26 protein-coding genes are annotated in these 25,291 nt (G+C 57.1%); 13 read left to right on the plus strand and 13 right to left on the minus strand.

The features are described 5' to 3' along the window. Nucleotides 1–38: 38 nt before the first annotated feature. Together ACQZ60_RS22370 and htpX are read right to left on the minus strand one after the other, a co-directional pair. Nucleotides 39–1,424, minus strand: coding sequence for an RsmB/NOP family class I SAM-dependent RNA methyltransferase (locus ACQZ60_RS22370; protein ID WP_031233757.1), 1,386 nt, complete (start codon nucleotides 1,422–1,424; stop codon nucleotides 39–41). Further along, nucleotides 1,421–2,386 (minus strand): zinc metalloprotease HtpX, encoded by a 966-nt coding sequence (gene htpX / locus ACQZ60_RS22375; protein WP_003520211.1) that lies wholly within the window; start codon nucleotides 2,384–2,386, stop codon nucleotides 1,421–1,423. Before htpX ends, ACQZ60_RS22370 begins: the two co-directional genes overlap by 4 nt. Nucleotides 2,387–2,502: 116 nt before the next feature. Here htpX and ACQZ60_RS22380 point away from each other — a divergent pair, with 116 nt between their 5' ends. Continuing rightward, nucleotides 2,503–2,715 carry a DUF1674 domain-containing protein gene (locus ACQZ60_RS22380; protein WP_003520210.1) on the plus strand — a complete coding sequence of 71 codons (213 nt, stop codon included), beginning with the start codon at nucleotides 2,503–2,505 and terminating at the stop codon, nucleotides 2,713–2,715. A 61-nt stretch (nucleotides 2,716–2,776) separates the two neighbouring features. On the opposite strand, the gene ACQZ60_RS22385 is transcribed toward ACQZ60_RS22380, so the two are convergent. From ACQZ60_RS22385 to hemE, 8 genes are all read right to left on the minus strand, one after another. Beyond that, nucleotides 2,777–3,658 carry a ParB/RepB/Spo0J family partition protein gene (locus tag ACQZ60_RS22385; protein ID WP_003505321.1) on the minus strand — a complete coding sequence of 294 codons (882 nt, stop codon included), beginning with the start codon at nucleotides 3,656–3,658 and terminating at the stop codon, nucleotides 2,777–2,779. Nucleotides 3,659–3,688: 30 nt separating this feature from the next. Next, entirely contained in the window at nucleotides 3,689–4,483 is a 795-nt protein-coding gene (locus tag ACQZ60_RS22390; RefSeq protein WP_003521142.1) for a ParA family protein, read from the minus strand. A 19-nt stretch (nucleotides 4,484–4,502) separates the two neighbouring features. Further along, nucleotides 4,503–5,120, minus strand: coding sequence for a 16S rRNA (guanine(527)-N(7))-methyltransferase RsmG (gene rsmG / locus ACQZ60_RS22395; protein ID WP_003521143.1), 618 nt, complete (start codon nucleotides 5,118–5,120; stop codon nucleotides 4,503–4,505). An 11-nt stretch (nucleotides 5,121–5,131) separates the two neighbouring features. Beyond that, nucleotides 5,132–7,015 carry a tRNA uridine-5-carboxymethylaminomethyl(34) synthesis enzyme MnmG gene (mnmG, locus tag ACQZ60_RS22400; protein ID WP_448736143.1) on the minus strand — a complete coding sequence of 628 codons (1,884 nt, stop codon included), beginning with the start codon at nucleotides 7,013–7,015 and terminating at the stop codon, nucleotides 5,132–5,134. A 63-nt stretch (nucleotides 7,016–7,078) separates the two neighbouring features. After that, nucleotides 7,079–8,410 carry a tRNA uridine-5-carboxymethylaminomethyl(34) synthesis GTPase MnmE gene (gene mnmE, locus ACQZ60_RS22405; RefSeq protein WP_448736144.1) on the minus strand — a complete coding sequence of 444 codons (1,332 nt, stop codon included), beginning with the start codon at nucleotides 8,408–8,410 and terminating at the stop codon, nucleotides 7,079–7,081. 86 nt (nucleotides 8,411–8,496) lie between these two features. Continuing rightward, the gene (gene rho, locus ACQZ60_RS22410) at nucleotides 8,497–9,762 is read right to left on the minus strand and encodes a transcription termination factor Rho (RefSeq protein ID WP_004444236.1); all 1,266 of its coding nucleotides are present in this window, start codon (nucleotides 9,760–9,762) and stop codon (nucleotides 8,497–8,499) included. Between the two features lie 186 nt (nucleotides 9,763–9,948). Then, nucleotides 9,949–10,494: a protoporphyrinogen oxidase HemJ gene (hemJ, locus tag ACQZ60_RS22415; RefSeq protein WP_448736145.1), complete on the minus strand. Its 546-nt coding sequence runs from the start codon at nucleotides 10,492–10,494 to the stop codon at nucleotides 9,949–9,951. Next, a complete protein-coding gene (gene hemE / locus ACQZ60_RS22420; protein ID WP_031233759.1) occupies nucleotides 10,491–11,525 on the minus strand; it encodes a uroporphyrinogen decarboxylase in 1,035 nt (344 codons plus the stop codon). Before hemE ends, hemJ begins: the two co-directional genes overlap by 4 nt. A 408-nt stretch (nucleotides 11,526–11,933) precedes the next feature. Here hemE and ACQZ60_RS22425 point away from each other — a divergent pair, with 408 nt between their 5' ends. The 5 genes from ACQZ60_RS22425 to dnaQ are packed head-to-tail and all read left to right on the plus strand — an operon-like array spanning nucleotide 11,934 to nucleotide 15,538. Continuing rightward, a complete protein-coding gene (locus tag ACQZ60_RS22425; RefSeq protein WP_003521149.1) occupies nucleotides 11,934–12,755 on the plus strand; it encodes a pyruvate, water dikinase regulatory protein in 822 nt (273 codons plus the stop codon). A gap of 31 nt (nucleotides 12,756–12,786) precedes the next feature. Next, a complete protein-coding gene (locus ACQZ60_RS22430; RefSeq protein WP_448736146.1) occupies nucleotides 12,787–13,386 on the plus strand; it encodes a Maf-like protein in 600 nt (199 codons plus the stop codon). Next, nucleotides 13,379–14,239: a shikimate dehydrogenase gene (locus ACQZ60_RS22435; RefSeq protein ID WP_031233761.1), complete on the plus strand. Its 861-nt coding sequence runs from the start codon at nucleotides 13,379–13,381 to the stop codon at nucleotides 14,237–14,239. Before ACQZ60_RS22430 ends, ACQZ60_RS22435 begins: the two co-directional genes overlap by 8 nt. Continuing rightward, entirely contained in the window at nucleotides 14,239–14,847 is a 609-nt protein-coding gene (gene coaE, locus ACQZ60_RS22440) for a dephospho-CoA kinase (protein WP_020809860.1), read from the plus strand. Before ACQZ60_RS22435 ends, coaE begins: the two co-directional genes overlap by 1 nt. Beyond that, complete coding sequence (gene dnaQ / locus ACQZ60_RS22445) at nucleotides 14,840–15,538, plus strand: DNA polymerase III subunit epsilon (RefSeq protein ID WP_020809861.1); 699 nt, start codon at nucleotides 14,840–14,842, stop codon at nucleotides 15,536–15,538. The genes coaE and dnaQ overlap by 8 nt, the downstream gene beginning before the upstream one ends. A gap of 102 nt (nucleotides 15,539–15,640) precedes the next feature. Here dnaQ and secB read toward each other — a convergent pair whose 3' ends face one another. Next, nucleotides 15,641–16,123 carry a protein-export chaperone SecB gene (gene secB / locus ACQZ60_RS22450; RefSeq protein WP_003521154.1) on the minus strand — a complete coding sequence of 161 codons (483 nt, stop codon included), beginning with the start codon at nucleotides 16,121–16,123 and terminating at the stop codon, nucleotides 15,641–15,643. 102 nt (nucleotides 16,124–16,225) lie between these two features. Beyond that, nucleotides 16,226–16,774, minus strand: a complete 549-nt coding sequence (locus ACQZ60_RS22455) for an FxsA family protein (RefSeq protein WP_020809862.1) — start codon at nucleotides 16,772–16,774, stop codon at nucleotides 16,226–16,228. A 140-nt stretch (nucleotides 16,775–16,914) separates the two neighbouring features. Between ACQZ60_RS22455 and ACQZ60_RS22460 the strand changes: the two genes are divergently transcribed. The 5 genes from ACQZ60_RS22460 (at nucleotide 16,915) to gyrB (ending at nucleotide 22,243) form a co-directional block, all read left to right on the plus strand. Further along, nucleotides 16,915–17,613, plus strand: coding sequence for a Tim44/TimA family putative adaptor protein (locus ACQZ60_RS22460; protein WP_003521156.1), 699 nt, complete (start codon nucleotides 16,915–16,917; stop codon nucleotides 17,611–17,613). Beyond that, a complete protein-coding gene (mltA, locus tag ACQZ60_RS22465) occupies nucleotides 17,610–18,722 on the plus strand; it encodes a murein transglycosylase A (RefSeq protein WP_448736147.1) in 1,113 nt (370 codons plus the stop codon). Before ACQZ60_RS22460 ends, mltA begins: the two co-directional genes overlap by 4 nt. Continuing rightward, the gene (locus ACQZ60_RS22470; protein WP_448732706.1) at nucleotides 18,719–19,288 is read left to right on the plus strand and encodes a Smr/MutS family protein; all 570 of its coding nucleotides are present in this window, start codon (nucleotides 18,719–18,721) and stop codon (nucleotides 19,286–19,288) included. Before mltA ends, ACQZ60_RS22470 begins: the two co-directional genes overlap by 4 nt. Continuing rightward, nucleotides 19,285–19,650 carry a helix-turn-helix domain-containing protein gene (locus tag ACQZ60_RS22475; protein WP_448736148.1) on the plus strand — a complete coding sequence of 122 codons (366 nt, stop codon included), beginning with the start codon at nucleotides 19,285–19,287 and terminating at the stop codon, nucleotides 19,648–19,650. The genes ACQZ60_RS22470 and ACQZ60_RS22475 overlap by 4 nt, the downstream gene beginning before the upstream one ends. A gap of 157 nt (nucleotides 19,651–19,807) precedes the next feature. After that, nucleotides 19,808–22,243 (plus strand): DNA topoisomerase (ATP-hydrolyzing) subunit B, encoded by a 2,436-nt coding sequence (gyrB, locus tag ACQZ60_RS22480; protein WP_448736149.1) that lies wholly within the window; start codon nucleotides 19,808–19,810, stop codon nucleotides 22,241–22,243. 105 nt (nucleotides 22,244–22,348) lie between these two features. Here gyrB and ACQZ60_RS22485 read toward each other — a convergent pair whose 3' ends face one another. Beyond that, on the minus strand, nucleotides 22,349–22,951 hold the full coding sequence (locus ACQZ60_RS22485) for a nitroreductase family protein (protein ID WP_448736150.1): 603 nt from the start codon (nucleotides 22,949–22,951) through the stop codon (nucleotides 22,349–22,351). A gap of 128 nt (nucleotides 22,952–23,079) precedes the next feature. Here ACQZ60_RS22485 and ACQZ60_RS22490 point away from each other — a divergent pair, with 128 nt between their 5' ends. Continuing rightward, nucleotides 23,080–23,922: a fumarylacetoacetate hydrolase family protein gene (locus ACQZ60_RS22490; RefSeq protein WP_448736151.1), complete on the plus strand. Its 843-nt coding sequence runs from the start codon at nucleotides 23,080–23,082 to the stop codon at nucleotides 23,920–23,922. 124 nt (nucleotides 23,923–24,046) lie between these two features. After that, the gene (locus ACQZ60_RS22495; RefSeq protein WP_031233962.1) at nucleotides 24,047–25,279 is read left to right on the plus strand and encodes a polyhydroxyalkanoate depolymerase; all 1,233 of its coding nucleotides are present in this window, start codon (nucleotides 24,047–24,049) and stop codon (nucleotides 25,277–25,279) included. Nucleotides 25,280–25,291: the final 12 nt, after the last annotated feature.

Below are 25,291 nucleotides of genomic sequence, written 5' to 3' on the forward strand. Positions count from 1 at the left end.
GATAAATATCTAATGATTCGCGAAAGCTTGGCTTTTTTCTACTTCTTACGCAAGACACTGCTAAAAAACCCATCGACACCGCCGAACATGTCCGGTGTCGTGCGAAGATCGCCATTGGGGCTGATGGCCGCTTCCATTCCGGGCCAATCCTCGCGGCGGACGGCAACACGCTCCACACCCGGATTTTCCGCCAGAACCTCAGCAATCATCGCTTCTCCTTCGGAAGGATCGAGCGAGCAATTGGAGAAGACCACGAGACCGCCCGGGCCAACAAGGGTCAGCGCATGCCGCAGCATCTGGCCCTGAAGGGCAGCGAGTTTGGCAATGTCGTTCTCATCCTTGGTCCAGCAGACATCGGGATGTTTGCGAAGTGTCCCGGTGGAAGAACAGGGCGCATCGAGGAGGACCGCGTCAAAAAGCTGCTCCGGCTGGTACTTCAGCATATTGGCCTCCACCGTTTCGGCACGGAGACCAAGCCGGTCGAGATTTTCCCTGAGGCGACGAAGACGGTTACCGGACTGATCCAGCGCCGTCACCCTGGCGCCCGCCAGCGCAAGCTGCGCCGTCTTGCCGCCAGGAGCAGCACAGAGATCTGCGACACGTTTGCCCGCGATGTCGCCCATAAGCCGAACCGGCATGCTGGCGGCGAGATCCTGCACCCACCATGCACCCTCGGCGAAGCCTTCGAGCGATGGGATCTGCCCCTCGAATTCACCCAGACGCACGCTGCCATTCGGCATGAGCGTACCGCCCAGTTTTTCCGCCCAGAGAGCGGGATCAGCCTTGATCGTCAGATCAATTGAGGAGGGTGTCAGCTGCGCCTCCGAAATCCTTTGCGCAACCTCATTGCCGTAAGCGGAAACAAGCCGCGCATGGAACCAATCCGGCAATACCGGAACGCCGGCGACGGCCTTTTCGATATCCGCTTTTTCACGACCGAGCCGTCGGAGAACGGCGTTCACCAGTTTGACGAAACGCCGGTTGCGCGGATCGCGGTGAGCCTGCTCCACGGCGAGATCGACAGCGGAATGATCCGGTACATCGAGGTAAAGCATCTGCGCCGCACCTACGACAAGAACGTGATGCAGCGAACGCGCGCCCTGCGGCAACGGCCCATCAAGCAGCATCGACAATGCCGCTTCAATCCGGGGGAGGTGGCGAAGCGCGCTGTTGACGATGGCTCTCACCAGCGCCCGGTCCGCAAGCGACAGGGCTCGATAGACGGGATTGCCGTTTTCGCTATCGAGCATCCCATCCAGCGAGGTCTTCTTTTCCAGAACGGCGGCGAGAATGCGGGTGGCGGCGATGCGCGCGGCGAGACCCGGCTTGTCCTGGAAAGACGAAGGGCCGTCTTCACGGCCCCTCCCATTTGCCGGTCTCGGTTTTCTGGACCGCGCCGGCTTATTCTGAATATCGGATGTCAAGACCACGGCCCCTTGCGCTCGTTTTCATTGCCTCGTCCCCAGCCTGTTTTGGGAACGGAGCCTGATTTGCGCAGAGGTCTATCACCCGATGGCGGCGGCGTCGATCCTCGCGGGGAAAACTCCTGTGCCATCGCATGCAGCGCCGCCACGCGGTTTTCCGTATTCGGATGGGTGGAGAAAAGATTGTCCATGCGCTCGCCGGAAAGCGGATTGATGATGAACATATGCGCCGTTGCCGGGTTGCGCTCGGCATCGTCATTGTGAATGCGCTGCGCCATGCCCGAAATCTTCTGCAAGGCGGAAGCAAGCCAGAGCGGGTTGCCGCAGATTTCCGCGCCGCGCCGGTCGGCGGAATATTCCCGCGTACGACTAATCGCCATCTGCACCAGCATCGCTGCCAACGGCGCCACGATCATCGCGACCAGCACGCCGATAAAGCCGAGCGGGTTATTGTTGTTCTCCCGGTTACCGCCGAAGAAGAAGGCAAAATTGCCGAGCATGGAGATGGCGCCCGCCAGCGTGGCGGTGATCGTCATGGTCAGCGTATCCCGATTCTGCACATGCGCAAGCTCATGCGCCATGACACCGGCCACTTCCTCGGGCGTCAGACGCTCCAGCAGTCCTGTCGAAGCGGCAACAGCGGCGTTCTGCGGATTCCGCCCGGTCGCGAAGGCATTGGGTTGCGGGCTATCGTAAATATAGACCTTCGGCATTGGCAGACCGGCATTTTGCGACAGGTCGCGGATCATGTGAAAAAATTCGGGCGCATTCGCCTCGTCGATCTCCCGCGCATGATAGGCGGAGAGAACCATCTTGTCAGAGTTCCAGTAGGAAAAAATATTCATACCAGCCGCGATGACCAGGGCGATCATCATACCGCCCTTGCCGCCGATCAGAAAACCGACACCCATGAACAATGCGGTCATGAAGGCCAGAAGCATTGCCGTGCGCATCATGTTCATCCGTTAAACTCTCCTTGTCACTCACCGGGAATATTCCGGGGTTTATAAAGCCCCTCGGATTATATAATCTGGTAAGCGGCAAACGTATTTCAATATCCCGTCATAGGGAGGATTTCATGCAGAATGCAGATAATGACAACGCCACAGACAGTGGCGCGGAAAGTGTGAAGCGACTTTCGCCGGCGGCGCAGCGAGCGTTGAAAGAAGCGGAAGAACGGCGCAAGCAACAGGCCGATCTCCAGCTGCCGCCGGAAACCGGCGGCCGCGGCGGCGCGGAACCCGTGCGTTTCGGCGACTACGAAATAAAAGGCCGGGCCATCGATTTTTGAGCGCCATAAATAAAAATACCCGCCTTTGGCGGGTATTTTATATTTTAAAACAAATAGTTACTTATTTCTGCTCCAGAAGCCGGCATACCGCTTCAAGCTGTTCCAGTGTCCGATAACCAATACGGATTTGCCCCGATCCGCCCTTGTGGCTGATCTTCACATCCAGCCCGAGAGCATCGGACAGGCTGCGTTCGAGCGCGATCGTATCGGAATCCTTTTCCGCCGCAGGTCGCTTCTCCGCGACATCGCCCTGCGATTTGATATCGTTCTGCGCCAGGCGCTCGGCATCACGGACCGAAAGTCCCTTGGATACGATTGTTTTCGCGAGCGTCGCCGGATCGGAAGTGGAAACAAGCGCGCGGGCATGACCTGCGGAGAGCGAACCATCCGCCAGCATATCCCGTACCGGATCGGGAAGCTTCAAAAGCCGCAGGCTGTTGGCAACGTGGCTTCGGCTTTTGCCGATGATTTCGCCGAGATCATTCTGCGTATAGCCGTGTTCGGCGATCAGCTGCTCATACCCCATCGCTTCTTCAAGCGGATTGAGGTCGGAACGCTGTACGTTTTCGACAATTGCCAGTTCCAGCGCCGTGCGGTCATCCACATCGCGAACGATGACGGGAACATCGGTAAAGCCCGCCAGCTGCGCCGCACGCCAGCGTCTTTCACCCGCAATAATCTCGTATCGGTTGACTCCAACCGTTCTTACAACTACAGGCTGAACAATTCCATGCTGACGAATGGAGGCGGCAAGATCCTGCAGCTCATTCTCATCGAAATGACGCCGCGGGTTTCTCTGGCTGCGAGCGATGAATTCGATGGGGATGGTACGATCGGCGTTAACAGCGCGCTGGGGCTCACCCACCGGCACAGGCTGGTCCATTTCTCCGATCAATGCGGCAAGACCGCGCCCCAGCCGACGCTTGGAAAGATCATCACTCATAAGATATTACTCCATACATTCCGGCAAACGTCAGGCGGCTTTGCGCAGACGCTCTCTCTGAATCACTTCGGACGCCAGTTGCAGATAGGCCTGGCTGCCGGCACATTTCAGATCATAGAGAATTGCCGGTTTACCATAGGACGGCGCTTCGGAAACACGCACATTGCGTGGAATGAGCGTGTGGTAAACCTTTTCGCCCAGATGCGTGCGCACGTCGGAAACAACCTGCTGTGCAAGATTATTTCGCGCATCGAACATCGTAAGAACGATGCCCTGTATATCGAGCTGCGGGTTCACCGATCCACGAATCTGACTGACCGTATCCAGCAACTGGCTAAGGCCCTCCAGTGCAAAGAACTCGCATTGCAGCGGCACGAGCACGGAATGTGCGGCCGTCATGGCATTCATGGTCAAAAGATTGAAAGAAGGAGGGCAGTCGACGAGAATATAGGAGTAACCTCTGGCTTCCTGCGTCTCCATGGCCGCACGCAGCAGAAAAACGCGGTTGGAAACATTCGCGACCTGCATTTCGAAACCGAGCAAATCCATCGTGGAGGGGACGATGTCGAGATTGGGAACGGCGGTGGGAACAGCAACTTCCGCTACCCCATGATCTCCCACCAGAAGATCATAGGACGAAAGCTTGCGCTCCTTGCGGTCGATTCCAAGTCCGGTACTCGCATTACCCTGCGGGTCCAGATCCACAATCAGCACGCGCTCACCAATAGCCGCCAGCGCGGTAGCCAGATTGATGGCGGTTGTTGTTTTACCAACGCCGCCTTTCTGGTTTGCAACTGCGATAATCCGGTTTTTTTCCAAAGTCATGCCGCACCTGGCCAGCTCATCAGCGCCTCAAAGCGAGGTTGCTGATTTCAAGAACAACAGAATCTGCCTCAATGGCACTCTGATGTTTTACCAGATCAAACTCCCAGCGACCATGTGCTTTCTGCACTTCAGAATCATAATCCCGGCCTTTATTAAAATAGGCCTTGAGATTCGGGTTATTCTGCGCCCAAGGATGAATATAATCGAAAAGCAGATCCAGTTCGGCGAGCGCGCGCGCTGAAACAGCGTCGCAATTTTTAATGATTTCCGGTGCTGTTTCGATCCTGACGGGGTGGACTGCACCTCTTGCACCGGTTTCCTTCAGTGCAATTCGCAAGAATGCCGCCTTTTTATTATTGCTTTCGACCAGATCAACCCAACCGTCGCCAAGCTCCGCCAGAAAAATCGCGGTGACGACACCGGGGAATCCGCCACCGCTTCCAAGATCAATCCACTTTTTTGGCTGAGGGGAGAGCTGGAATATTTGCGCACTGTCGGCCACATGCCGGTTCCAGAGCTCGGCGAGAGTGGAAGGCGCTACCAGATTTGTGGTTCTGTTCCACTTCTTAAAAAGCTCGACAAAATGTTCGAGCCTTTCCTGTGTTTCACGTGAAACACTCTGGCCGTTTATCTTCATAATCCGACTCGCTATTGGTGCATGCGTAATTTTTCACTTCGCGTTGCGGAATCCTTCCGCAGAAGTGCGAGCAGCAGCGATATCGCAGCCGGTGTCATGCCGTCAACACGAGCGGCCTGGGCAATATTCTCAGGACGGGCCTTTTCCAGCTTTTGTTTAAGCTCGTTGGAGAGGCCTGACAGACTCTTAAAATCAAAGCCATCCGGGATTTTTCTGTCTTCGTCCCGCTTGATATCGACGATATCAGCGCTCTGCCTCTGCATATAGACCGCATAACTCGCCTCGATCTGCAAGACCTCGGCAACTTTTCCGTCAAGGGCGCCCAATTCCGGCCAATGTTCGGTAAGAACCTCGAGAGTCATATCCGGATAGGCCAGCAATTCATAAACGGACCGGCGTTGACCGTCCTGATTAAGTTTCAACCCCTGCTTCGCCGCCTGGGATGGGCTGATGGAAATCGCCCTCATCAGCTCACGACCGCGATCCAGATCGGAAATGAAATTTGCGAAGCGTTCCTGCCGCGCGCGGCCGACAATGCCAGCCATCTGACCGACTGGTGTAAGCCGCAAATCCGCATTGTCCACGCGCAGCGAAAGACGATACTCCGCTCTGGATGTAAACATGCGGTAGGGTTCGCTGACACCTTTCGACGTCAGGTCATCAATCATGACGCCGATATAAGACTCGGTTCGGCTAAAATAGACCGGATCGGCATTGCCCGCATAAAGCGATGCATTCAAGCCGGCAACGAGACCCTGAGCGCCCGCTTCTTCATAACCCGTCGTGCCATTAATCTGGCCAGCCAGAAACAATCCGGGAATCTTGCGGCATTCCAGCGACGGCTTCAGCTCGCGTGGATCGACATAGTCATATTCGATCGCGTAACCCGGCTGCAGTATCGTCACCTGTTCAAGACCCGGTATCGTTCGGATAAATTGCTCCTGAACAGAAGCGGGAAGGGACGTCGATATGCCGTTTGGATAAATAGTGTCATCGTCGAGACCTTCCGGCTCGAGGAATATCTGATGTCCGTCTCGTTCACCGAAACGGGTGATTTTATCCTCAATCGACGGGCAATAACGCGGACCAACCCCTTCAATCTGTCCAGAATACATCGCCGACAGATGAATATTCTCCTGAATGATCTTGTGGCCAGCCGGGGTGGTGCGAGTTACACCACATTCTATTTGCGGATTGAGAATACGATCCGTCATGAAGGAAAAGGGGACAGGATCCTCATCGGCGGCCTGCCGATCCACCGCATTCCAGTCAATCGTGCGTCCGTCCAGTCGAGCAGGGGTGCCCGTTTTCAGGCGACCCATAACGAGACCCAGCCGCGAGAGCGTGTCCGAGAGGCCAACAGACGGCATTTCTCCCACGCGTCCCGCCGGAATCTTTTCGGAACCGATATGAATGAGACCGCGCAGGAAAGTGCCGCTCGTCAGCACAACCGCGCCACAAGGAATCCGGCTACCGTTCTTCATGATAACGGCTGCGACGCGATCATCTGCCATCTCAATATCGAAAGCATCGCCTTCAATGATGGTCAGGTTATCAATCGCATCGACCTCACGCTGCATGGCTTCGCGGTAGAGCCGCCGGTCGGCTTGCGTGCGCGGACCACGGACGGCCGGTCCCTTTTTGCGATTGAGCATGCGGAACTGGATGCCCGCTGCATCGGCAACCCGACCCATCAAGCCATCCAGCGCATCGATTTCCCGAACGAGGTGTCCCTTTCCCAGACCGCCGATGGCGGGGTTGCAGGACATGACGCCAATCGTCTCACGCTTGTGGGTAACAAGAGCGGTTTTTGCACCATGCCTTGCGGCAGCGGCCGCGGCTTCGCTGCCCGCGTGGCCACCACCAATAACAATGACATCGAATGACTGGTGCATATCCTTGCGCCCTGTTCTCTCAGCATCGACATCACCGCCTCGGCCGTCGATGTTTCACGTGAATCATTTTCCTATGCAGAATTCCGAGAAGATCACGCCTAGCAAATCTTCCACATCAACGCGGCCGGTGATCCGTCCGAGCGATGTCGCCGCGAGTCTTAAATATTCCGACCTTATCGCAAGGTCCAGGGTCTCGGAATCGAGCGCATCACTAACATAGTTCAGCGTCTCTTCAAGTCGTTTTTTATGCCTGGCGCGCGCGGGAACCAAAGTCTGGCCGGCGCCGACGCGTTTTTCTATCTCCTGCTTCAGCATCGAACGCAGTTCGTTCAAGCCTATTCCTTCCTTGGCTGAGATAGACAAGTCAAATCCATCATCCAAGATGGGGGAATGAAGCGCTGTTTTCGTTCTAACCCGCAAATAGCTCTGGTTCTTGAACGATTCGAGAGATTGTTTCGGAAACGAATCCTTATCCTGCAGCAGGAGAATGAGATCTGCTGTTTCCGCCGTCAGAACCGCGCGCCTTACACCTTCAAGCTCCACAACATCCTGTGTTTCCCGTATTCCTGCCGTATCGAATATCCGGACCAGATATCCTTCCAGATTGATATCGACGCTCAAGACATCTCTCGTGGTGCCGGCAATATCGGTAACGATAGCAACATCGCGGCCGCTAAGGGCGTTCAAAAGAGTGGATTTGCCCGCATTCGGTTCACCCACGAGCGCGACCTTGAATCCGTCGCGAATGATTTCGCCGCCTTCGCCACCCTGAAGATGATCGCCGATTTCCTTTTTGAGAAGCGCCATGGCTACCCAAACCTGAGCCGCCACGGAATCCGGAACATCCTCCTCGTCGGCAAAATCCAGCTCCGCTTCGATGAGAGCGCGAGCGTGTGTCAGGCGGCTGGCCCAGCCATCATAGAGTGCCGACAATTTGCCAGTGCTCTGTTCTACTGCCAGCCGCCGCTGCATTTCCGTTTCAGCCTGCAACAGATCGGCGAGGCCTTCGACCTCAAGGAGATCCATCTTGCCATTTTCGAAGGCTCTACGGGAGAATTCACCGGCATCGGCAGGCCGAAGTCCCTCAAGATTTTCCAGTTCGGCAAAAATTGAAGCCAGGACTGCGCGACTGCCATGGCTATGAATTTCAACACAATGCTCACCCGTGAAAGAGTTTGGAGCTGGAAAGGCGACTACCAGCGCCTGGTCGATGATCTCATCGTTTCGATTCCGAATCGAGCAGAGCATAGCCTTTCGTGGTGAAGGAAGTTCCCGGCCCGTCAACATCTCCAGGGCATGGAAAGCCCTCGAGCCGCTGATCCTGAGAACAGCCACACCCGCCGGCAGGGCACCGCTGGAAAGCGCATAGATCGTATCGGCGGAAGCTGGCATCATTCACCTCGGTCTAAAACAGTCAAGCCGCATCCGAATAAACGGATACGGCTTTAAAACTCTTATGATGAATCCGGCTAAAGTTCGGATCAGGTATTCATCGATTCGAAGAAATCCGAATTGTTCTTTGTCTGCTTCAGCTTGTCGATCAGGAATTCGATGGCATCCATCGTACCCATCGGCGCGAGAATACGGCGAAGAACGAAAATCTTCTGCAGATCCTGACGCGGCACCAGCAGGTCTTCCTTACGCGTACCGGATTTCAGAATATCCAGTGCCGGGAAGATGCGCTTGTCGGCAACCTTGCGGTCGAGCACGATTTCCGAGTTACCGGTACCCTTGAATTCTTCGAAGATGACTTCATCCATGCGGCTGCCGGTATCGATCAGCGCGGTGGCGATGATGGTCAGCGAACCGCCTTCTTCGATGTTACGAGCGGCACCGAAGAAACGCTTCGGACGCTGCAAGGCGTTGGCGTCCACACCACCCGTCAGAACCTTGCCGGAGGAGGGAACAACCGTGTTGTAGGCACGGCCGAGGCGCGTGATGGAATCGAGCAGAATGACGACGTCACGACCATGTTCGACCAGGCGCTTCGCCTTTTCGATGACCATCTCGGCGACCTGCACGTGACGAACGGCCGGTTCATCGAAGGTGGAGGACACAACCTCGCCCTTCACGGAACGCTGCATGTCGGTCACTTCTTCCGGACGCTCATCGATCAGGAGAACGATCAGGTAGCATTCCGGATGGTTTGCCGTGATGGAATGGGCGATGTTCTGAAGCAGAACCGTCTTACCTGTGCGTGGCGGCGCCACGATCAATCCGCGCTGACCCTTGCCGAGCGGCGCGACGAGATCGATCACACGCGACGACAGATCCTTCGAGGTCGGAACATCCAGTTCCATCTTGAAGCGCTCATTCGGATAAAGCGGCGTCAGATTGTCGAAGTGAACCTTGTGGCGGATCTTTTCCGGATCGTCGAAATTGATCGTATTGACCTTGAGAAGCGCGAAATAACGTTCGCCTTCCTTGGGGCCGCGGATCGGGCCTTCGACTGTATCGCCGGTCTTCAGCGAGAAGCGGCGGATCTGCGACGGCGAGATATAGATATCGTCCGGACCAGGCAGATAATTTGCATTTGCGGATCGCAGGAACCCGAAACCGTCCTGCAGGACTTCAACGACGCCCTCGCCGATGATTTCGATGTCCTGGCTCGCGAGAACCTTGAGGATTGCGAACATGAGCTCCTGCTTGCGCATGGTGCTCGCATTTTCAACTTCCAGGGATTCGGCAAAAGTCAGCAAGTCGGTAGGCGATTTGCTCTTAAGTTCCTGAAGCTTCATTTCAGCCATGAAGAGAAGACCGTTTGATAATGTAATGTCGGGGGAGGGCGTGTTCGCGAATCAGATGCTGTGGGAGATACCGCAGATGACTGAATAATTCACATGCCACGAAGATGAGTGGCCCGAAAATAGCGATTGAACACGGCCGCTGCAAGAGGAAAGCACGAATTCCGCGAAATTTATCGTCGCACCGTCTTAACCGAAGGGTTTCACAACCACAAGTATGACGATGAGGATCATCAGCACCGTCGGAACCTCGTTCATCAACCGCCAGTGACGGGCAGGCCGCGTATTTTCATCCCGCGCGAAACGTTTTGCACTGCGCGTGAAATAAACATGGGTCGCAGTCAGAAGCACCACCAGCGCGATCTTTGCATGCAGCCAGCTGCCGGAAAAACCATAAACAGACCAGGCGAGATAAAGTCCCAATATCCAGGATATCATCATCGCCGGGTTCATGATCACCTTGATCAGCCGCTGCTCCATCACCTTGAAGGTTTCTGACTGCTGCGAACCGGCGGGCGCATCCGTGTGGTAGATGAAGAGCCGTGGCAGGTAAAAAATCGCCGCCATCCAGGAAATGACGGCTATGATATGCAGCGCCTTGATCCAGAGATAGAGATCGGCCGGATCGGCATAAAATAACAGGGCGACGAAGGCAGCAAAGACACCGAGCGCGATGCCGGCGCGCAAAGCCGCCCGGTTTCCGGAACGGGCGGAGGTCTGTTTTTCGCCGCTCATGCCCCGGCTCCGCCGGAACGCACCCGCTGCACCAGCCGGGTGACGTTTTCCGGGTCAGCCTGGGGGGTGATGCCATGACCGAGATTGAATATCAGCGGACCCTGTGCAAGAGCCTGCAGCACCGCATCTATACCATCTCGCAGAGCCTTGCCGCCCGCCACCATCAGCATGGGGTCGAGATTGCCCTGCACGGGCCCTTCCTTCTGCAAATCCCTGGCAAAGCTCAGCGGCACCGACCAGTCGAGCCCAATGGCGTCGGCGCCCGTCTTGCGACGATAATCCTTGAGAAGATAACCAGCCCCCTTGGCGAAGGCGATGATTTTTGCCGAAGGCCGACGGGCGCGCACCGATGCGATAGTGCGGGCAACGGGTTTTATCGCATAATCCTCAAATTCCTTCTCACCGAGCACACCGGCCCAGGAATCGAAGATTTGAACCGCATCCGCGCCTGCATCGATCTGCGCCACCAGATAATCGGCGGAAACGTCGGCGAGGAAAGCCAGCAGCTTTTCCATGGCCACCGGTTCCTGATAACCGAACAGCCGCGCCGGGGCCTGATCCGGCGTTCCGTGTCCCGCGATCATATAAGTCGCAACCGTCCACGGCGCGCCGCAAAAACCGAGAAGTGTCGTTTCATCGGGCAAAGAGGTGCGCAGACGGGAAACGGTTTCGAAAACGGGAGAAAGATGCGCCATGACATTTGCTGCATCCAGCTTCTCGATACCGCTGACATCGATCGGGTCCATGGCCGGACCTTTTCCTTCGCTGAAAGATACGTTGCGATGAAGCGCGTCGGGTATCACCAAAATGTCGGAAAAGAGAATGGCGGCATCCAGCCCGAACCGGCGAATGGGTTGGAGAGTAACCTCCGTCGCCAGTTCGGGATTATAACAGAGATCGAGGAAACTGCCGGCGCTCTTTCGCGTTTCCCTATACTCGGGAAGATAACGCCCAGCCTGTCGCATCAGCCATATGGGCGGCGGTGTGACCGTCTGCCCGTTCAACACCGTCATAACCTTACGTTCGCTCATGGCACCCAGCTTCTAAAAAATAAAATCAAAGAGATTTAAAAGATTTTCTATTTCTTAGAGTCTGTGGGTAGCAAGGATTAAAATCATTCCAGTCGAAATGCCGCAGCCGTAAAATTCCAAGCGCGCCTGCGGATGTTATCGGCCCAATTGTTTTGGAATAATCCGGAAAATAGAAATTTTATGAATAATTTCAGTTATTTATAGAGATCCGGAAAAACAGTTCGACTGTGGATAGTCTGGGGAAAATTTTGAACGGTTTCACATTCTTCCAACAATTCACAAGCACGCCGGAGACGATTGAAGCCACTTGCGGATTGTGGAAAAACACCACTTTATTCACGTCGCGGTTCGACCCGCAGGACAATTCGGAGATTTGTCCCGGTTTATCAACAGCGGGAGAAAAACAGCGTGGAGAACAAAAAAAGCTTCTTCCATCTGCACCTGATTTCGGACTCAACGGGAGAGACTCTGATGTCGGCCGGTCGGGCCGTTTCGGCACAGTTCCACGCTTCCATGCCGGTGGAGCATGTCTATCCGATGATTCGAAACCAGAAGCAGCTCGCACAGGTCGTCGACCTCATCGACAAGGAACCGGGCATTGTTCTCTATACGATCGTCGACCAGCAGCTGGCCGAGTTTCTGGATCTGCGGTGCCATGCGATCGGGGTGCCCTGCGTAAATGTCCTTGAACCCATTATCGGCATCTTCCAGACCTATTTAGGTGCGCCGTCCAGACGGCGGGTGGGCGCGCAACATGCCTTGAATGCGGATTATTTCGCCCGAATAGAGGCGCTCAATTTCGCCATGGATCATGACGATGGGCAAATGCCCGAAACCTATGACGAGGCCGATATCGTCATCATCGGCATCAGCCGCACCTCAAAAACACCGACCAGCATCTATCTCGCCAACAGGGGGATAAAGACCGCCAATATACCGGTCGTTCCCAATGTGCCTTTACCCGACAGCCTCTATGCGGCCACGCGGCCGTTGATCGTCGGGCTAGTCGCTACATCGGACCGGATATCGCAGGTGCGTGAAAACCGGGAACTCGGCGCGACGGGCGGATTTGACAGTGGTCGATACACGGACCGCGCCACCATCATGGAAGAGCTGAAATATGCACGTGCGCTCTGTGCCCGCAACAATTGGCCGCTGATCGATGTCACACGCCGCTCCATCGAGGAAACGGCGGCGGCGATCCTTGCCCTTCGTTCGAGGACACGATAATCCGAATCGCACCATTCGGAGCAGACAGTCGATGAAACAAGAATTGATCCTCGCCTCGTCCAGCGCATCCCGCCAGATGCTGATGCGCAATGCGGGGCTGACATTTTCGGCCATCCCGGCGGATATTGACGAGCGTGCGCTCGATGAACAGCTGGAACGAGACGGCGCCAGTCCGGAAGAGGTTGCGCTGGAACTCGCCAGGGCCAAGGCTCTTGCGGTTGGCGCGCTTTATCCGGAAGCACTGATTCTCGGCTGCGACCAGACCATGGCGCTCGGCGCCCGTGTTTATCACAAGCCGAAAACCATGGCGGAGGCCGAAGCGCATCTGCTGTCATTGTCCGGCAAGGTCCATCGCCTGAACAGCGCTGCCGTTCTCGTCCGACATGGTGAGGTGGTGTGGCAGGTCGTTTCCAGCGCCGAGTTGACCGTTCGGACTTTGAGCGCCGAATTTGTCTCCCGCCACCTGCAACGGGTGGGAGAAAAGGCCTTGAGCAGCGTCGGCGCCTATCAGCTCGAAGGAGAGGGAATCCAGCTATTCACCTCGATCAAGGGCGATTATTTCACGATTCTCGGTCTGCCGCTTCTGCCGCTTTTATCGAAGCTACGCGACATGGATGTCATCGATGGCTGATTCACGTGAAACATTAACCATAAACGCCTTCGTTGTCGGCTATCCGATCAAGCATTCGCGATCACCTATTATCCATTCCTATTGGCTGAGGAAATTCGGCATTGCCGGCTCCTATAAAGCGGTGGAAATCTCTCCGGACGATTTCTCGAATTTCATTGCAACGCTGAAGCAGGGCAAGCCGGGCACGGCCGTCGGCGGCAATGTCACCATTCCCCATAAGGAAGCGGCTTACCGGCTGGCAGACAGACCAGATGCCCTGGCGGAAGAACTCGGCGCCGCCAACACGGTCTGGATGGAGGAGGGCGAGCTTCACGCCACCAATACGGACGGTTATGGTTTTGTCTCCAATCTCGATGAGCGGCATCCGGGCTGGGACAGGACAGAGCGGGCAGTGGTTCTGGGTGCCGGCGGCGCAAGCCGAGCGGTCATTCAGTCGTTGCGTGATCGCGGCATTGCCGAAATCCACGTCCTCAACCGTACCGTCGAACGGGCGCGCGAACTGGCTGACCGTTTTGGGCCGCGGGTTTTTGCTCATCCGCAGGCAGCGCTTCATGAGGTCATGCAGGGTGCCGGGCTTTTCGTGAATACGACGTCGCTCGGCATGGATGGAACGGAAGCGCCGCATATTGATTTTTCGCCGCTGGGAGATCAGGCCGTTGTAACCGATATCGTCTATGTGCCGTTGAAAACACCAATCCTGAAAATGGCGGAAGAGCAGGGTATCGCAACCGTCGACGGGCTCGGCATGCTGCTTCATCAGGCAAAACCCGGTTTCAAGCGATGGTTCGGCAAAACGCCGGAGGTCGATGAGGCCCTGCGTTCTCTCATCATCGAGGATATGGAGAAACATTGATGATCGTCATCGGTCTCACCGGCTCGATTGGAATGGGAAAAACGACGACGGCAAAGTTGTTTGCCGGGGAAGGGGTTCCGGTTCTTGATTCGGATGAGGTCGTGCACGGGCTTTACCGGGCGGAAGCCGCCCCGCTGATCGAAGCGGCCTTTCCGGGCACTACCGTTTCCGGTGCGGTGGACAGGCAGAAACTCGGTGAGGTCTTGCGGCAGAATCCGGCTAATTTCAGCAGACTGGAAGAGATCGTGCATCCGCTGGTGCGCGGAAGGCAGGAGGCTTTTCTGGAGCAGGCAAGGAAAGAGGATCGGCAATTCGCCCTCCTCGATATTCCGCTGCTGTTCGAAACCGGGGCGGAAAGCCGGGTCGATAAAGTCGTTGTCGTCAGCTGCGCGCCGGAGATTCAGCGAGAGCGGGTTTTATCCCGACCCGGAATGACGGAAGAGAAATTCGAAATGATCCTCGCACGGCAGATGCCCGATGCGGAAAAGCGCCGGCGCGCCGATTTTATTGTCGATTCCGGAAATGGTGTCGAAGCGGCACGGGATCAGGTAAGAGAGGTTCTGCAGAAACTGGCCGCTGAGTCGCGCCGCGGAGAGATGAATGCGTGAGATCATTTTCGATACGGAAACCACGGGCCTTGAATCGAAGCTGGACCGCGTGATTGAAATCGGCGGCATCGAGCTGATCAATCACTTTCCCACCGGCCGCACGCTGCATCTCTACATCAGCCCGGAAGATCGCAAGGTTCACCCCGACGCACTTGCCGTTCACGGGATTACCGACGAGTTTCTGAAGGATAAACCCAAATTCGCCGAGGTCGTCGACCAGATTCGTGACTTCTTCGAGGGCGCGCGCTGGGTGGCGCATAACGCCACATTCGACATGGGCTTCATCAATGCGGAATTCGCTCGTCTCGGCATTGAACCGGTCGCCGCCGATCTGGTGACGGATACGCTTTCGCTCGCCCGCCGCAAGCACCCCATGGGACCGAACTCGCTGGACGCGCTTTGCCGACGTTACGGCATCGACAATTCCCACCGTACCAAGCACGGCGCTCTTCTCGACTCCGAACTGCTCGCCGAAGTTTATATTGAAATGATCGGCGGGCGCCAGACGGCGCTCGGTTTCGGTTCCGCCGCCAAGCAGGAAACCATCATCGTCGAGGAAGACGTTCCGCTTGAGCCGCTGCAAAGGCCGCGGGCTTTGCCCTCGAGGCTGGATACGGAAACTGTTGCGGCCCATGGCAAACTCGTTCTCGGCATGGGCGACAAGGCGATCTGGAACCGTTACCAGAATTGATGCTTGTCCAGGCACCGGAAACGGTGAATGCCGTTAAAGAAAAACCCGGGCATGAACCCGGGTTTTGTTTTGTCTGAATTCTGCAGCGCAGAACCGCGCCACTTAGTTCGGTACGGCCTGAACCTTGGCCTTTGCCTGTTCCTCGGCAACGCGCTGGGCGAACATCTGCGCGAAATCGATCGGATCGATCATCAGCGGCGGGAAACCGCCGTTGCGGGTAACGTCCGCAATGATCTGGCGCGCGAAGGGGAACAGCAGGCGCGGGCATTCGATGAACAGCACCGGCAGCATATGTTCCTGCGGGAAGCCGGCGATGCGGAACACGCCGCCATAAACCAGCTCGGCCGCGAACAGCACCTTGTCGCCATCCTTGGCTTCCGCGTTCAGCGTCAGGACAACATCGAAATCCGAACCCGAGATCGGGTTTGCGTTGACGTTGACATTGATGTTGATCGACGGCGCATTGTCACGGGCCTGAAGCGAGCGAGGAGCACCCGGATTTTCGAAGGAAAGATCCTTGATGTACTGGGCAAGAATGTTGAGGGAAGGACTTACTGCGCCCTGTGCACCATTTTCAGCGGTCATTACATTTCCTCACGGCGTGAATTCGTGGAAGGCGGTCTATCATTTCGACCGGGGGCTTACAACCCTTCGTGATCGGGTCATCGCGATCCATTCCGCCCCGGATCAGGGTTTGGGCAGATCGCGATCGTCCGGTTTGCGCGACCATGGGGAACCCTTTGGCTCTTCGCGATGAAACTCCTCCTCGTCGAGATCCACCACCTTCGAATTGCGCGCATGTCCCGGATCATTCCGAAAGCCGGAAAAATCACCGGGCTGAGGACCGGATTGCTGGCCGGATTGCCGAAAGGAACCCGCAACGACGACGCGCGGCCCGAAGGCTTTCCAGAAAAATCGCCGCACGGTTGGCGACAGAAGCAGAAGGCCGAGAATGTCGGTAATGAAACCGGGAATGAAGAGCAGGATCCCGGCAACGACGCGCATGGCGCCATTCACAAGCTCATCCGCCGGCTGCGCACCGGTGCGGCCCGCATCCTGAAGGTTTCTCACCATGCCGATGCCGCCCAGCCGCAGGATGAGCAACCCCAGAAACGAGGTGAACAGGACAAGCGCCAATGTCAGCCATAAACCGATTGCCTTGCCGACGATGATGAAACCGGCAATTTCGAGGATGGGCATCATCAGGATGACGATGGGGAGAAAGGAAAAACGCATCTTCTAGCCTTGCGTGTGCATCTCTGGCAGATTGCCGGTTCCCGGGACACCGATGATTGAATCTGCACATTTGAATGATGATAAGATGCAGACTATATGATGGTGTGGTTTTCGAATTTAAATGGCGGTTTTGGTAAAAGATGGGCTTCAGCGACTTTATCACATTGTTTTTTCTCGTTGCAGCGGTGCTGATCTTCTTTCAGCTGCGCAGTGTCCTCGGTCGCCGCACGGGCAATGAGAAGCCGCCATTCGACCCCTATAGCCCGCGAGATGTGGCAAAGGGTCCCGTTGCAGACGATAACAAGGTCGTGACCCTGCCGAGGCGCAGCGAGGGTGACGACGAAAACCGTTTTGCCGAGGCGGATGCGCTTGCGCCCGTCGATACGCCGCTCAATGCGTCGTTGCGGGAGGTGATGACCAGGGACCCGTCCTTCGGGCCGAAGGAATTCCTGAACGGCGCCCGCATGGCCTATGAAATGATTGTCATGGGCTTTGCCGATGGTGATCGCAAGACGCTCAAGAACCTTCTGTCGAAGGAGGTTTTCGATGGTTTCGAGGCGGCCATTTCCGAGAGGGAAGGTCGTGGCGAGGTGGTGAAGTCCACCTTCGTGGGCATCGAGAAAGCAGATATCACGCAGGCCAGTGTGCGCGATTCCGAAGTGCAGATCACGCTGAGGATCGTCAGCCAGCTGATTTCGGCGACCTATGACAAGGATGGCAAGCTGGTGGATGGCGATCCGGATGCGGTTGCGGAGGTGGACGACATCTGGACCTTCTCGCGCGATATCCGCTCGCGCGATCCGAACTGGAAGCTGATCGCCACTGAATCCGAGCAATGACCGCGCCCTTTTCGATCGAAGAAGTTTCTTTCAGCGACCTGCCCGGATGGCGGCAAGACGATCCGGGCAAGCTTTTTCCGGCGATGGCGACAATCCTGTCGCATCTTCGGAATGCAAAACCCTACAGGACCGGCGCGCTCGGGGTCACGGCGGCGGAACTGGTCTCGCTTCTGGAAAGCGCAGAGAAAAACCAGACAAGCAGCCCGGAACAGGCGCGCCGGTTTTTTGAAACCAATTGCGTGCCTTTCAGGATTTCTCCGGCTCAGGGAAAAAGCGGTTTCGTGACCGCCTTTTACGAACCCGAACTGGAAGTGTCATCCGAGCCCGACGACATCTGGCGTTATCCGATTTATCGCCGGCCGTTGGAGCTGGTGGATATCGACGATGCCAATCGGCCTGCCGGTTTCGATACGTCCTATGCTTTCGGCAGGGAGGATGAAAACGGTATTTCCTATTTTCCCGACCGCCGGGAGATCGACGAAGGGTATCTGGAAGGCAGGGGCCTTGAGATTGCCTGGGCAAGATCGAAGGTCGACCTGTTTTTTGTTCATGTGCAGGGTGCGGCGCGTCTGGTGTTTCGCGATGGCCCGGTAAAGCGCATCACCTATGCGGCCAAGGCCGGGCATGCTTTTTCACCGATTGGCCGTCTGCTGCTCGATCGCGGGGAACTCGATCCGAAAACCGTGTCGATGCAGACGATCCGCAAATGGCTCGCTGACCATCCAGACGAGGTGGATGGGGTGCTATGGCATAACAGGTCCTATATTTTTTTCCGGGAGGCGGATGTCGCCGATCAGGATATGGGGCCGATTGCAGCTGCGAAGGTTCCGTTGGTCGCGGGGCGAGCGCTTGCGGTGGACAGGCTCCTCCACACTTTCGGGCTTCCCTTCTTCATCCATGCGCCGTCGCTTACCCATCTCGATGACGGAAAACCTTTTGCGCGGCTGATGCTGGCGCTCGATACCGGCTCGGCCATCGTTGGTCCGGCGCGCGGCGATATTTTCACCGGTTCCGGTTTCGAAGCGGGAGAGCTGGCCGGTACGGTGCGCAATGAGGCCGATTTTTATATACTGATACCGCAGGTGGCTGCGCAGAGGTATCGGCGATGAAGAGCAGTCGCAAGCTCGGCAAGGAAGAGCGCATTCTGTGGGGAAAGGTCGCGAAAACCACGCGGCCGATCTCCGGCAGACTGGAAGACCTGCTGGCTTTCGATGACATAGAGGAACCTCCGGTGGAACCCGATGTTCCGCAGACCGGCAAAGGCGCTTTTCCGCGAATGCTTGCGGAGCCGGTCGAGCCGTCGCCACCCGCTCCGGACAAAAAGCCGAAGATTCATCAGCCGATGGAAAAACCGGTCAAACGCAAGCTCACCCGTGGCCGGCTGCCGCTGGAAGGGCGGATCGATCTGCACGGCATGTTCCAGAGCGAAGCCCATGCGGTGCTGCTTGATTTTCTGTTGCGCGCGCATGAACGCGGTCTGAGACACGTGCTCGTCATAACGGGCAAGGGCCGTTCCATCGGCAGCGACGGCGCGTTGAAAAGGGCGGTGCCCATGTGGTTTTCCAAGCCGGAATATCGCCACCTGATTTCATCCTATGAGGATGCATCCGCCAATCATGGCGGCGACGGTGCGCTTTATGTGCGGTTGGCGCGTCGGCGGGGTGAAAAATCATGACGCCCTTTGCGGAGGCCGTGCGGCAGCTTCGCGAGCGCAAGGGCGTGACGCAGAAGGAAATGGCCGCCGCAATCGGCGTATCGCCGGCCTATCTTTCGGCGCTGGAGCATGGCAGGCGCGGCAAGCCGAGTTTCGATCTCCTCCAGCGCATCGCCGGATATTTCAACATCATCTGGGACGAGGCGGAGGAATTGTTCTTTCTGGCCGGCTCATCCGACCCGAAAGTGGTGATCGACACCATCGGTCTGCCGCCGCAATATACGGCTTTCGCCAACCGGCTGGCACGGGATATTCGCAAGCTGCCGCCGAGTGTGGTAGAGGAACTGTCAGCCGTGCTGCAAAAAAGCCGTTCTTGCGATTGAAACCCCTCTATCCCCTGCTTTATGCAGCATCCTGAAGCATGCGGCCTTTGGGATTGGGTGTAGAATTTCTATAGTCGCATGTCGGATTTGAGTGATTCGCTGGCTTCAGGCCCTCTCACTGGAAACCTGGCCCGAGAAAACTTTGGAAAGAGTATTTATGACCGAAACATCGTCAAGCGAAGTCGGCGCGAACGCGGAATATGGAGCCGATTCGATCAAGGTCCTCAAGGGCCTTGATGCCGTGCGCAAACGGCCCGGCATGTATATCGGCGATACCGATGACGGTTCCGGCCTGCACCACATGGTCTATGAGGTCGTCGACAATGCCATTGACGAGGCGCTCGCCGGTCATGCCGATCTGGTGACGGTGACGCTGAATGCCGACGGCTCGGTGACGGTGACGGACAACGGACGCGGCATTCCGACCGACATCCATTCTTCCGAAGGCGTTTCCGCCGCCGAAGTCATCATGACCCAGCTGCATGCGGGCGGCAAATTCGACCAGAACTCTTATAAGGTGTCGGGCGGCCTGCATGGCGTGGGCGTCTCGGTGGTCAATGCGCTTTCCGTCTGGCTGAAGCTCAGGATCCGCCGTAACGGCAAGCTGCACGAAATCGGCTTCACCCATGGTGTCGCCGATGCGCCGCTTTCCGTCATTGGCGAATATGAAGGCCGCTCTGGCACGGAAGTGACCTTCCTCGCGAGCCCGCAGACCTTCACCATGACGGACTATGATTATGGAACGCTGGAGCATCGCCTGCGCGAACTCGCATTCCTGAATTCCGGCGTGCGCATCCTGCTCACCGACAAGCGCCATTCGGACATCAAGCAGGAAGAGCTGCTGTATGATGGCGGTCTCGAAGCCTTCGTTCGTTATCTCGACCGTGCCAAGAAGCCGCTGGTGGACAAACCAGTCGCCATCAAGGGCGAAAAGGACGGCATTACGGTCGAGGTCGCGCTCTGGTGGAACGATAGCTACCATGAGAACGTGCTGTGCTTTACCAACAACATTCCCCAGCGCGACGGCGGCACCCATATGGCCGGTTTCCGCGCGGCGCTGACCCGTCAGGTGACCTCCTATGCCGAAACCTCGGGTATCCTGAAAAAGGAAAAGGTGAGCCTGCAGGGTGAGGACTGCCGTGAAGGTCTGACGGCCATTCTCTCCGTCAAGGTTCCCGACCCCAAGTTTTCTTCGCAGACGAAAGACAAGCTCGTTTCCTCCGAAGTGCGTCCGGTCGTGGAAAGCCTTGTCAACGAAGCGCTCTCCACCTGGTTGGAAGAACATCCTTCCGACGCAAGAATCCTCGTCGGCAAGGTGGTGGAAGCGGCGGTCGCCCGCGAAGCCGCCCGCAAGGCGCGCGAACTGACACGCCGTAAAGGTGCGCTCGATATCGCCTCTCTGCCCGGCAAGCTTGCCGACTGCTCCGAGCGCGATCCGGCGAAATCCGAACTCTTCCTCGTTGAGGGCGACTCCGCTGGCGGTTCGGCCAAGCAGGGCCGCTCCCGCGAGACGCAGGCGATCCTGCCGCTGCGCGGCAAGATCCTGAACGTCGAACGTGCCCGTTTCGACAAGATGTTGTCCAGCCAGGAAATCGGCACGCTGATTACGGCACTTGGCACCTCCATCGGCAAGGACGAGTTCAACGCCGACAAGCTGCGTTACCACAAGATCATCATCATGACGGATGCTGACGTCGACGGCGCGCATATCCGTACCCTGCTCCTGACCTTCTTCTTCCGCCAGATGCCGGAACTGATCGAGCGCGGCCATCTCTATATCGCTCAGCCGCCGCTTTATAAGGTCACGCGTGGCAAGTCCGTGCAGTACCTCAAGGATGAAAAGGCGCTGGAAGAGTACCTGATCTCCATGGGGATCGAGGAAGCGTCGCTGACGCTCGGTTCTGGCGAAGTGCGTATCGGGGCCGATCTTCGCGAAGTCATTCTGGATGCGGTGCGCATGCGCTCGCTGATCGACGGGCTGCATTCGCGTTACAGCCGCTCGATCGTGGAACAGGCCGCCATTGCCGGCGCGCTGAACCCCGAGCTTTCGGCCGATGCTGCCCGCGCCGAGGAAACCGTTGCCGAAGTGGCGCGGCGTCTGGATATGATCGCGGAAGAAACTGAACGTGGCTGGTCCGGCACGGTGCTGCAGGATGGCGGCTTGCGCTTCGAGCGCATGGTGCGCGGTGTCAAGGAAGTCTCGACGCTGGATATGGGCCTGCTCGGTTCGGCCGATGCCCGCCATATCGATCAGCTCGCAGCCCGCACGCGCGATATCTACGCCACGCCGCCGGTCCTGCAACGCAAGGACGGCACCATGGAACTGGCCGGTCCACGCGCGCTTCTGGATGCGATTTTTGCCGCCGGCCGCAAGGGTCTTTCCATGCAGCGCTATAAGGGCCTCGGCGAAATGAATGCCGAGCAGCTGTGGGAAACCACGCTCGACGCCAATGTTCGCTCCCTGCTGCAGGTAAGGGTGGGCGACGCGACGGACGCCGACGGCCTGTTCGCCCGCCTGATGGGCGATGAAGTGGAACCGCGCCGCGACTTCATTCAGGAAAATGCGCTGAGCGTCGCCAACCTCGACATTTAATCCTGTGGGGTGTTTCGCGTAACGATTCACGTGAAACGAAAATTTAACAAAAGGCCCGGCGGTCAATTTCCGCCGGGCCTTTTTGTTTTGCCGGATGAGCGGAAATCAGTCGGCTTTGCCGGTGAAGCGCCCTTCGAAGGCCACATCCGAAAGGGGCAGACGCTTGCTCGGCACTTCCCGTTCCGCCAGATCGTCAGGGAGAACGGACTTGTCGGTCAGCGTGCCGATGGCGACCCCGGCCTCCACCTTGTAGCCTTCCGGGATGTTCAGTTTTTCAACGATTTTGTCCTTCAATATACCAGCCATGCCATGGGCGTGGTAACCGAGCAGGTGAGCCTGCATGGCAAGCGAAAACCAGGCAGCGCCGGCATCGAAGGAATGGGTCGAGGATGGTTTTTTCTCGCCGTCGCGCGAGATGTTGTAGTCGCGGGAAATGACAAACAGCAGCACGGAGGCGTTTTTTGCCCAGCGCTGGTTTCCCTCCATCAGCAGTTCGACGAAGAGCGGCCAGTCTTCGCTATCCTTGTGGGCATAGACAAACCGCCATGGCTGATAGTTGGAGGCAGATGGCGCCCAATGCGCGGCATCCAGAATGGTCATCAGATGCTCTTGTGGCATGGCGTGGCCATCGAAGGCGCGCGGAGACCAGCGATCGAGGAAGAGGGGATCGACGGGATATTCTGATTGCCGAGAATTGCTGTTCGTCACGGGCCATGTCCTTTTGATTGACGGGAAGGAAAAGGTATTTTTCGAAACTTGGCGCAGTCAAGGGGTGACAAGTATGAATGCATCGTTCATATATGCATCATCTTGTCTGACAACCGGGAGAGAGTTCCATGAAATTGATGCGTGTCGGCCAGCCCGGCCAGGAAAAACCTGCAATCCTCGATGCGGAAGGAAAAGTCCGCGATCTGTCCGCCCATGTCAAAGACATTGGCGGCGAAGCCATTTCTCCCGAGGGCCTCAAGAAGATCGCCGCGATCGACCTCGGCACACTTCCGGTACTGAACGAAGAGCGCATCGGCGCCTGCGTTGCCGGAACGGGAAAATTCATCTGCATCGGCCTCAACTTCTCCGACCATGCTGCCGAAACGGGTGCCACCGTACCGCCGGAACCGGTCATTTTCATGAAGGCGACGTCGGCCATCGTCGGTCCGAATGACAACGTCACCATTCCGCGCGGTTCTGAGAAGACCGACTGGGAAGTCGAGCTCGGCGTTATCATCGGCAAGACCGCCAAATATGTCTCGGAAGCCGATGCTCTCGACTATGTCGCCGGTTATTGCGTTTCGCACGATGTGTCCGAGCGCGCCTTCCAGACGGAGCGCGCCGGCCAGTGGACCAAGGGTAAGTCCTGCGACACTTTCGGCCCCATTGGCCCCTGGCTGGTGACGAAGGATGAAATCGCCGATCCGCAGAACCTCGGCATGTGGCTGAAGGTCAACGGCCAGACCATGCAGGACGGCTCCAGCAAGACCATGGTTTATGGCGTCGCCCATGTCGTCTCCTATCTCAGCCAGTTCATGTCGTTGCATCCCGGCGATGTCATTTCCACCGGCACTCCTCCCGGTGTCGGCATGGGCATGAAGCCACCGCGTTACCTGAAGGCTGGCGATGTCGTGGAACTCGGTATCGAAGGCCTCGGTTCCCAGAAGCAGACTTTCGTCGCCGACATCTGATTGCGAAGGCGTTCAACGGAAAGTGAGGCGCTGGCGGGAAACCGCCAGCGCCTTCGATTTTGTGCACCTGCGAAAAGCTGCTATGGTTGAAAAAAAGAGCGTGATCGCGAGGGAGGCGTCATCAGTGTTCTACCACCTCTATGAAATGAACCATGCGGCCATGGCGCCGCTGCGCGCCGGCGCCGACATGATGCGCCAGGCCTGCAATAATCCGCTCAACCCGCTTTCCAGCACGGCTTTCGGAAGAAGCCTAGACGCCGGTTTTGAGGTCTTTGAGCGCATGACGCGCCGTTACGCAAAACCGGAATTCGCTCTCGGCAATACGATTGTCGATGGCCAGACCGTCAATGTTGTCGAAGAGACCGTCTGGTCGCGTCCGTTCTGCAATCTGCTTCATTTCAAGAAAGAACTTGATCCAGCCCGCCAGTCCGATCCGAAGGTGCTGCTGGTGGCGCCCATGTCCGGCCACTACGCCACTTTGTTGCGGGGGACGGTCGAGGCCCTGCTGCCTTCGGCGGATATTTACATCACCGATTGGGCCGACGCCCGCACCGTGCCGGTGAGTGAGGGCACCTTCGATCTCGACGATTACATCAGCTATGTCATCGAGATGCTGCGCGCGGTCGGACCGGGGGCGCATGTGGTCGCCGTCTGTCAGCCATCCGTGCCGGTGCTGGCCGCCGTTTCCCTGATGGAGGCGGATGGGGATAAATTCGCACCGGCATCCATGACGCTGATGGGCGGTCCCATTGATACCCGCATCAACCCGACTGCCGTCAACGGTCTTGCCAAGGCGAAACCCATTGAATGGTTCCGCGACAATGTCGTCATGCAGGTGCCGTGGCCGCAGCCGGCTTTTGGCCGCAATGTCTATCCGGGCTTCCTGCAACTCTCCGGTTTCATGTCGATGAACCTCGACAAACACATGACGGCGCACAAGGATTTTTACCTCAACCTCGTCAAGAATGACGGCGATTCCGCCGAAAAACACCGCGAATTTTACGATGAATATCTGGCCGTCATGGATCTGACGGCGGAGTTCTATCTGCAGACGGTGGAAACCGTCTTCATCGACCATGCGCTTCCGAAAGGGAACATGCTGCACCGGGGCAGGGCGGTCGATCCTGCGGCCATTCGCAATGTCGCATTGTTTACGGTGGAAGGCGAGAACGACGATATTTCCGGCGTCGGCCAGACAAAGGCCGCGCATGATCTCTGCCGGAATATCCCTGAAGACAAACGCGCCCATTACATGCAGCCGGATGTCGGGCACTACGGCGTCTTCAACGGTTCGCGCTTCCGCAAGGAAATCGTGCCGCGCATGCTGGAATTTATCCGCAAACACCAGACAGCATAGGGTAAAGACGGC

The sequence above is a fragment of the Agrobacterium sp. 22-223-1 genome, assembly GCF_053522385.1.

Bases quoted from the DNA above. Each gene is read 5' to 3' on its own strand.
- ACQZ60_RS22435 (WP_031233761.1), top strand. From the start codon at position 13,379: ATGGCTGATTCACGTGAAACATTAACCATAAACGCCTTCGTTGTCGGC.
- ACQZ60_RS22475 (WP_448736148.1), top strand. From the start codon at position 19,285: ATGACGCCCTTTGCGGAGGCCGTGCGGCAGCTTCGCGAGCGCAAGGGC.
- ACQZ60_RS22390 (WP_003521142.1), bottom strand. From the start codon at position 4,483: ATGACTTTGGAAAAAAACCGGATTATCGCAGTTGCAAACCAGAAAGGC.
- coaE (WP_020809860.1), top strand. From the start codon at position 14,239: ATGATCGTCATCGGTCTCACCGGCTCGATTGGAATGGGAAAAACGACG.
- rsmG (WP_003521143.1), bottom strand. From the start codon at position 5,120: ATGAAGATAAACGGCCAGAGTGTTTCACGTGAAACACAGGAAAGGCTC.
- rho (WP_004444236.1), bottom strand. From the start codon at position 9,762: ATGGCTGAAATGAAGCTTCAGGAACTTAAGAGCAAATCGCCTACCGAC.
- dnaQ (WP_020809861.1), top strand. From the start codon at position 14,840: ATGCGTGAGATCATTTTCGATACGGAAACCACGGGCCTTGAATCGAAG.
- ACQZ60_RS22380 (WP_003520210.1), top strand. From the start codon at position 2,503: ATGCAGAATGCAGATAATGACAACGCCACAGACAGTGGCGCGGAAAGT.
- ACQZ60_RS22490 (WP_448736151.1), top strand. From the start codon at position 23,080: ATGAAATTGATGCGTGTCGGCCAGCCCGGCCAGGAAAAACCTGCAATC.
- mltA (WP_448736147.1), top strand. From the start codon at position 17,610: ATGACCGCGCCCTTTTCGATCGAAGAAGTTTCTTTCAGCGACCTGCCC.
- hemJ (WP_448736145.1), bottom strand. From the start codon at position 10,494: ATGAGCGGCGAAAAACAGACCTCCGCCCGTTCCGGAAACCGGGCGGCT.
- mnmG (WP_448736143.1), bottom strand. From the start codon at position 7,015: ATGCACCAGTCATTCGATGTCATTGTTATTGGTGGTGGCCACGCGGGC.
- secB (WP_003521154.1), bottom strand. From the start codon at position 16,123: ATGACCGCTGAAAATGGTGCACAGGGCGCAGTAAGTCCTTCCCTCAAC.
- ACQZ60_RS22455 (WP_020809862.1), bottom strand. From the start codon at position 16,774: ATGCGTTTTTCCTTTCTCCCCATCGTCATCCTGATGATGCCCATCCTC.
- mnmE (WP_448736144.1), bottom strand. From the start codon at position 8,410: ATGATGCCAGCTTCCGCCGATACGATCTATGCGCTTTCCAGCGGTGCC.
- ACQZ60_RS22470 (WP_448732706.1), top strand. From the start codon at position 18,719: ATGAAGAGCAGTCGCAAGCTCGGCAAGGAAGAGCGCATTCTGTGGGGA.
- htpX (WP_003520211.1), bottom strand. From the start codon at position 2,386: ATGAACATGATGCGCACGGCAATGCTTCTGGCCTTCATGACCGCATTG.
- ACQZ60_RS22430 (WP_448736146.1), top strand. From the start codon at position 12,787: ATGAAACAAGAATTGATCCTCGCCTCGTCCAGCGCATCCCGCCAGATG.
- gyrB (WP_448736149.1), top strand. From the start codon at position 19,808: ATGACCGAAACATCGTCAAGCGAAGTCGGCGCGAACGCGGAATATGGA.
- ACQZ60_RS22385 (WP_003505321.1), bottom strand. From the start codon at position 3,658: ATGAGTGATGATCTTTCCAAGCGTCGGCTGGGGCGCGGTCTTGCCGCA.
- ACQZ60_RS22460 (WP_003521156.1), top strand. From the start codon at position 16,915: ATGGGCTTCAGCGACTTTATCACATTGTTTTTTCTCGTTGCAGCGGTG.
- hemE (WP_031233759.1), bottom strand. From the start codon at position 11,525: ATGAGCGAACGTAAGGTTATGACGGTGTTGAACGGGCAGACGGTCACA.